Genomic DNA, 6,000 nt, shown 5'->3' with positions numbered 1-6,000 from the left:
CGACTGCTGCGCTGCCGCCTTCGGCTGCAACCGGATCGAATCCCGTCGATCGCACGGTGATGACCTTGATCGGATCGCTCGACTGCACGATGGCGATCGCGTTGCCCGCGTAGATCGGACGTTCGAACGTGTCGGCGCTATCGACGGCGGTGATGTCGCTGATCTGCGCGACATCGAGATGCGCGGCGATACGCGGCGCGATGTTCTTACCGTAAGCCGTCGCCGGAGCCAGAATGTGCGAATAGTCCTTCGCGATGTTCAGCACCGTCGCTTCGACATTTTCCGCGAGGCCATCGGCGAGTTGAGGCGCATCGGCGAGCAGCACTTTCGCCACGCCCGCGATCTTCGCCGCCGCATCCGCCGCGCTTTGCGCGTTCGAACCTGCAACCAGCACGTGAATATCGCCGCCGATCTTCGCAGCAGCCGCAACCGTGTTCAGCGTCGCTGCCTTGATCGACGCGTTATCGTGTTCCGCAATTACCAGAATCGTCATTTTTCGCGTCTCCCTTTACAGCACCTTGGCTTCGGTCTTCAGCTTTTCGACCAGCGTCTTTACGTCCGGCACCATGACGCCCGCGCTGCGCTTCGGAGGCTCGGTGACTTTCAGCGTCTTCAGACGCGGCGCGACATCGACGCCCAGATCCGCGGGCTTCACCGTCGTCAGCGGCTTCTTCTTCGCCTTCATGATGTTCGGCAGCGTCACATAGCGCGGCTCGTTCAGACGCAGGTCCGTCGTGACAACAGCGGGAAGCTTCAGCGACAGCGTTTCCGCGCCGCCGTCGACTTCGCGCGAAACCGTGGCCTTACCATCGGCGATCACGACCTTCGATGCGAACGTCGCCTGCGGCAAACCCGCCAGCGCAGCAAGCATCTGACCGGTCTGATTCGAATCGTCATCGATCGCCTGCTTGCCGAGGATGATCAACTCAGGCTTTTCCTGATCGACCAGCGCTTTCAAAATCTTCGCGACCGCCAGCGGCTGCAATTCATCCGCGGATTCGACGAGAATCGCGCGATCCGCGCCGATAGCCAGTGCGGTGCGCAACGTCTCCTGACATTGCGTCACGCCGCACGACACGGCGATCACTTCGGTAGCAACACCCGCTTCCCTCAACCGGACCGCTTCTTCAACAGCGATCTCGTCGAACGGGTTCATCGACATCTTCACGTTGGCGATATCGACACCGGTGTTATCCGATTTCACACGGACCTTCACGTTGTAGTCGACCACGCGCTTGACTGGCACCAGAATTTTCATGCACACGCTCCAAAGTTACGATTACGTCAACCCAGCGTCATTATACGAGCGACGCGTCGCCTCGCCCCTCCACAAGCGGGTGGGTCGGGCCGTTGTGCAATAGGAATCGGTCTATTTTTATCGAACGATCGTTCTATTTATATCCGCGAAAACCCGCATCCGTCACCGAAAACGATTACCAGGCCGTAATCACCGCCCCCGCATATTTGCCCTCGACGAACTGCTTCACCTCCGGCGAGTGATACGCCGCGACCAGCTTGGCGACCCACGGCTTGTCCTTGTCGGACGCGCGAATCGCGATGATGTTCACGTACGGACCGCGCGGGTCTTCGATTGCGATCGCATCGGACTTCGGCTTCAGGCCCGCTTCCATCGCGAAGTTCGTGTTGATGGCGGCAGCGTCGACGTCGTCTAGCGAGCGCGGAATCTGCGCCGCGTCGAGTTCGACGATCTTCAGCTTCTTCGGGTTCTCGACGATATCGATCGGTGTCGCTTTCAGGCCCGCGTCGGGGCGCAGCTTGATCAAGCCTTGCTTTTGCAGCAGCAGCAGCGCGCGCCCGCCGTTGGCCGGATCGTTCGGCACCGCGATGCGCGCGCCGTTCTGCAACGCCGACAGCGACTTCAGCTTCTTCGAATAGATGCCCATCGGGAACGTGACCGTGTCCGCGACCTTGATGAGCTTGTAGCCGCGATCCTTCACCTGCGCGTCGAGATACGGCAGATGCTGATAGCTGTTCGCATCGAGATCGCCGGATGCGAGCGCGGCGTTCGGCTGCACGTAATCCGAGAATTCGACGACCGTGATCTTCAGGCCGTTCTTCGCGGCGACCTGTTTCACCACGTCCATGATCTGTGCGTGCGGGCCGCCCGTCACACCCATCTTGATGGCGTCCTCGGCGTGGGCTACGTTGAAAAGCGTAGCGCTCAGCAGCGCGGCGGCGAACTTCAGAATGAATCGACGTTGCATGGATTGGTCTCCTGTAGATGAGTTATTTGTGGCTCAGTCGGCGCACGAGCCAGTCACCGAACGACTGCACGAGCTGCACGAACACGATGAGAATCACGACGACGGTCAGCATCACTTCAGGCAGGAAGCGCTGATAGCCATAGCGGATGCCGAGATCGCCGAGCCCGCCGCCGCCGATCGCGCCCGCCATCGCCGAGTAGCCGACGAGCGACACGAACGTGATCGTCAATCCCGCGACGACGCCCGGCAGCGATTCCGGCAACAACACCTTGAACACGATTTGCGATGTCGTCGCGCCCATCGCCTGCGCGGCTTCGATGAGCCCGCGATCCACTTCGCGCAACGCCGTCTCCACGAGACGCGCGATGAACGGCGCGGCCGCGATCGTCAGCGGCACGACGGCGGCCGCCGTCCCGATCGACGAGCCGACCACGAGCCGCGTGAACGGAATCACCGCGACGAGCAGAATGATGAACGGCGTCGAGCGCACCGCGTTCACGACGCCGCCGAGCCCGCGATTCACGCCGAGGTTCTGCAGCACGCCATCGCGGTCCGTGAGATAGAGCAAGACGCCCAACGGCAAGCCGATCGCCGCGCCGACGAGTCCCGAGATGCCGACCATGATCAGCGTTTCCCAGAACGACTGGACGAACATGTCGAACATTTCACTCAACATGGGACAACTCCTCCACCACGACGCCTTGCGCGCGCAGATATTCGATCGCCTCGGCGATCTTCACCGGCTGCCCGCCCGCGAGCACCGCGAGCGAGCCGAACGCCTGGCCCTGAATCTCGTCGATCTGGCCGTGCAGGATGTTGAAATCGAGCTCGTAGCGGCGGATCGTCTCCGAAAGAATCGGCTGATCGACGCCCGAGCCGGTGAACGCGAGCCGCAGCAAATGGCCGCTGCCGGTCTTCAGCCGCTCGATGACGCGCGCCTTCAGCGCGGGCGGCAACTCGTGCGCGATGACATCGCCGATCAGCGCGCGCGTGACTTCGTGATGCGGCTGCATGAAGACATCGACGACCTTGCCCTCTTCCACGACGCGCCCGGCGTCGAGCACCGCGACGCGGTCGCACACCTGTTTGATGACTTCCATCTGATGCGTGATGAGGACGATCGTGAGCCCGAGCTCGCGATTGATCTTGCGCAGCAGGTCGAGAATCGCGCGCGTGGTTTCGGGATCGAGCGCGGACGTGGCTTCATCGGAGAGCAGCACTTTGGGATTGCTCGCGAGCGCCCGCGCGATGCCCACGCGCTGCTTCTGCCCGCCGCTGATCTGCGCGGGATATTTGTCCTTGTGCGTCGTCAGGCCGACGAGCTCGAGCAACGGCAACACGGCCGCCTCGATCTCCGCGCGCTTCTTGCCCGCGAGTTCGAGCGGCAGCGCGACGTTATCGAACACCGTGCGCGAGCTCAGCAGATTGAAGTGTTGAAAGATCATGCCGATATCGCGGCGCGCGGCGCGCAGAGCGTCGCTCGAGAGCGTCACGAGATCGCGTCCGTCGACGATCACGTTGCCTTCGCTCGGCCGCGTCAGCAAATTGATGCAGCGAACCAGCGTGCTCTTGCCCGCGCCGCTGCGCCCGATGATGCCGAACACTTCGCCGGCGGGAATCGTCAGATTGACGTTGTGCAGCGCTTCGACCCAGCCGCGGGGCCCCGCGAAGCGCTGCGAGAGATTGCGTATTTCGATCATGAAAATGCAAACGGCGGAAGGCTTGCCGGGTCGAAGCACCCGTGCAGCCGGCCGCCGCTTGTCGTAGCTGGTTGATACGTAGCCCGCGATTTTACAGGACGCGTTACATTCTGTTTAATAATGATTTCGGATCGGCTAATAACGTGGAGGAATTTACCGGCTCATGTCACGCAATATTTATTCGACGAGCGCGGTCACGACGCGACACGGTGTCGAGCTGTTTTTGCATCGCTGGCAGAGCGCGCCGGACGTCGAAGTCAAGGCGCGCATTGCCCTGGTTCACGGTCTTGGCGAACATGCGGGACGCTACGACGCGCTTGCGGTCGCGTTGAACGCAGCGGGCATCGAGTTGCTCGCAATCGATCTGCGCGGGCACGGGAAGTCATCGGGTGATCGCGTCTGGGTGCGCGTCTTCACCGACTACCTGCGCGATGCGGACGTCCTGCTCGAAGCCTGCGCCGCAACATCGCCCGCCGACACGCCGCTCTTCCTGATGGGCCACAGCATGGGCGGCACGATCGCGGCGCTGTACGTCGCCGAACGCGCGCCCGGCAGAAAGCTGGCGGGACTGATTCTGTCGAGCCCGGCGTTGAAGATCGGGGCGGGCACGCCGCGCTGGAAGGCGAAACTGAGCCGCATCGTGGGAACGGTCGTGCCGCGCGTGGCCGCGTTCAGCATCGATCCGTCGCTGCTTTCACGCGCGCCGGGCGTAGTCGAGGCGTATCGGCGCGATCCGCTCGTGCATCACGGCGCCGTTCCCGCACGCACCGCCGCGCAGATTCTCGCCGGGATGGAGCGCGTGGCGGCGAAGCGCGGCGCGATCGCGTTGCCGCTCTATGTCTTTTACGGCTCGGCGGACGCGATCTGCGATCCTGCCGGCAGCCGCGAATTCGAGGCTAACGCGGGCTCAACCGACAGCACGCTCGCGATTGTCGAAGGCGGCGCGCATGAAACGCTCAACGACCTAGACCGCGACCGCGTGATTCGCGAGTTGATCGACTGGACGCTCGTGCGCGCCGATTACGCGCGCACGCATGCGCGCAGCTAGATTTCGGCGAGCACCCGCAGATGCGCGACGACGCTACGCCCGAGCGCCGACAAGTTGTAGCCGCCCTCCAGACAACTCACGATGCGCCCCTGCGCGTGACGTTTCGCGACCGCGCGAACCTGCTCGGTGATCCACGCGTAATCGTCCTCGACGAGGCCCATGTTGGCCATGTCGTCTTCGCGATGGGCATCGAAACCGGCTGAGACGAAGATCATCTGCGGCTTGAACTCCTCGAGCCGCGGCAGCCACATCATGTCGACGACTTCGCGCACCTGCGTGCCCTTCGTCCGCGCGGGCAGCGGCACGTTGACCATGTTCGGCGCGTGATTCCCGGCGCCGGAGAACGGATAGAACGGATGCTGGAAGAAGCTGCACATCAGCACGCGCGAGTCGCCGCTGAAGGCGGCTTCGGTGCCGTTGCCGTGATGCACGTCGAAATCGACGATCGCGACGCGTTGCAGGCCGTGCACCTCGAGCGCATGGCGCGCCGCGATCGCGACGTTGTTGAAGAGGCAGAAGCCCATCGCGCGCGCGGGCTCGGCGTGGTGGCCCGGCGGGCGCACGCTGCAGAACGCGTTGTCGTAACGCCCCTCGATGACGGCATCGGTGGCCGCGATCGCCGCCCCCGCCGCGCGCAAGGCGGCCCGATAGGACTCGGGGCACATCGACGTATCGGGGTCGAGCTCGCTTCTGCCGTGCTCCGGCGTGCGGCTCTTGATGTAATCGATATGAGCCTGCGTATGCACGCGCGCGAGCTCGGTTTCCTCGGCGAGCGGCGCTTCCTCGCGTTCGATGAGCGTGTCGATCCGGCTCGCGATCAGTTGATCTTCGATCGCCTGCAAACGCGCCGGGCATTCGGGATGCCATTGGCCGTTGTCGTGCTGCAGGCAGTCGGGGTGGGAATAAAAGCCGGTGGCCATGATGTCTCGCAATGCCGCTTTCGTCGGCTCTCGTCTCGTGTTTTTTCGTCATACGCGACCGTGCGCCGCGCATTTGACGTTAAGTTACCACACCGTTCGATACCGCC

6 protein-coding genes and 1 pseudogene are annotated in these 6,000 nt (G+C 63.1%); 1 reads left to right on the top strand and 6 read right to left on the bottom strand.

Features of this window, described 5'->3' with window-relative positions:
- From AWB75_RS03850 to AWB75_RS03830, 5 genes and pseudogenes are all read right to left on the bottom strand, one after another.
- Positions 1-493: pseudogene (locus AWB75_RS03850) on the bottom strand (electron transfer flavoprotein subunit alpha/FixB family protein); the annotation flags it as partial.
- 15 nt (positions 494-508) lie between these two features.
- Positions 509-1,258: an electron transfer flavoprotein subunit beta/FixA family protein gene (locus AWB75_RS03845; RefSeq protein ID WP_061122731.1), complete on the bottom strand. Its 750-nt coding sequence runs from the start codon at positions 1,256-1,258 to the stop codon at positions 509-511.
- 175 nt (positions 1,259-1,433) lie between these two features.
- Positions 1,434-2,225 carry a MetQ/NlpA family ABC transporter substrate-binding protein gene (locus tag AWB75_RS03840; RefSeq protein WP_061122730.1) on the bottom strand — a complete coding sequence of 264 codons (792 nt, stop codon included), beginning with the start codon at positions 2,223-2,225 and terminating at the stop codon, positions 1,434-1,436.
- Between the two features lie 22 nt (positions 2,226-2,247).
- A complete protein-coding gene (locus tag AWB75_RS03835; RefSeq protein WP_061122762.1) occupies positions 2,248-2,901 on the bottom strand; it encodes a methionine ABC transporter permease in 654 nt (217 codons plus the stop codon).
- Entirely contained in the window at positions 2,891-3,925 is a 1,035-nt protein-coding gene (locus AWB75_RS03830) for a methionine ABC transporter ATP-binding protein (RefSeq protein ID WP_061122729.1), read from the bottom strand. Before AWB75_RS03830 ends, AWB75_RS03835 begins: the two co-directional genes overlap by 11 nt.
- A 163-nt stretch (positions 3,926-4,088) precedes the next feature.
- On the opposite strand from AWB75_RS03830, the gene AWB75_RS03825 reads away from it, so the two are divergent.
- Entirely contained in the window at positions 4,089-4,973 is an 885-nt protein-coding gene (locus AWB75_RS03825; RefSeq protein ID WP_061122728.1) for an alpha/beta hydrolase, read from the top strand.
- On the opposite strand, the gene AWB75_RS03820 is transcribed toward AWB75_RS03825, so the two are convergent.
- Entirely contained in the window at positions 4,970-5,893 is a 924-nt protein-coding gene (locus AWB75_RS03820) for a histone deacetylase family protein (RefSeq protein WP_061122727.1), read from the bottom strand. The two genes, AWB75_RS03825 and AWB75_RS03820, sit on opposite strands and share 4 nt — an antisense overlap.
- Positions 5,894-6,000 lie beyond the last annotated feature (107 nt).

The organism is Caballeronia catudaia (assembly GCF_001544755.2).
In the GTDB taxonomy this organism is placed as follows: Bacteria; Pseudomonadota; Gammaproteobacteria; order Burkholderiales; family Burkholderiaceae; genus Caballeronia; species Caballeronia catudaia.
The sequence above is the reverse complement of the archived record's forward strand: the minus strand, read 5'-3'. Positions and strand labels throughout refer to the sequence as shown.

Excerpts from the sequence above, each read along its gene's own strand:
- AWB75_RS03820 (WP_061122727.1), bottom strand. The coding sequence starts at position 5,893 with ATGGCCACCGGCTTTTATTCCCACCCCGACTGCCTGCAGCACGACAAC.
- AWB75_RS03825 (WP_061122728.1), top strand. The coding sequence starts at position 4,089 with ATGTCACGCAATATTTATTCGACGAGCGCGGTCACGACGCGACACGGT.
- AWB75_RS03845 (WP_061122731.1), bottom strand. The coding sequence starts at position 1,258 with ATGAAAATTCTGGTGCCAGTCAAGCGCGTGGTCGACTACAACGTGAAG.
- AWB75_RS03840 (WP_061122730.1), bottom strand. The coding sequence starts at position 2,225 with ATGCAACGTCGATTCATTCTGAAGTTCGCCGCCGCGCTGCTGAGCGCT.
- AWB75_RS03830 (WP_061122729.1), bottom strand. The coding sequence starts at position 3,925 with ATGATCGAAATACGCAATCTCTCGCAGCGCTTCGCGGGGCCCCGCGGC.
- AWB75_RS03835 (WP_061122762.1), bottom strand. The coding sequence starts at position 2,901 with ATGTTGAGTGAAATGTTCGACATGTTCGTCCAGTCGTTCTGGGAAACG.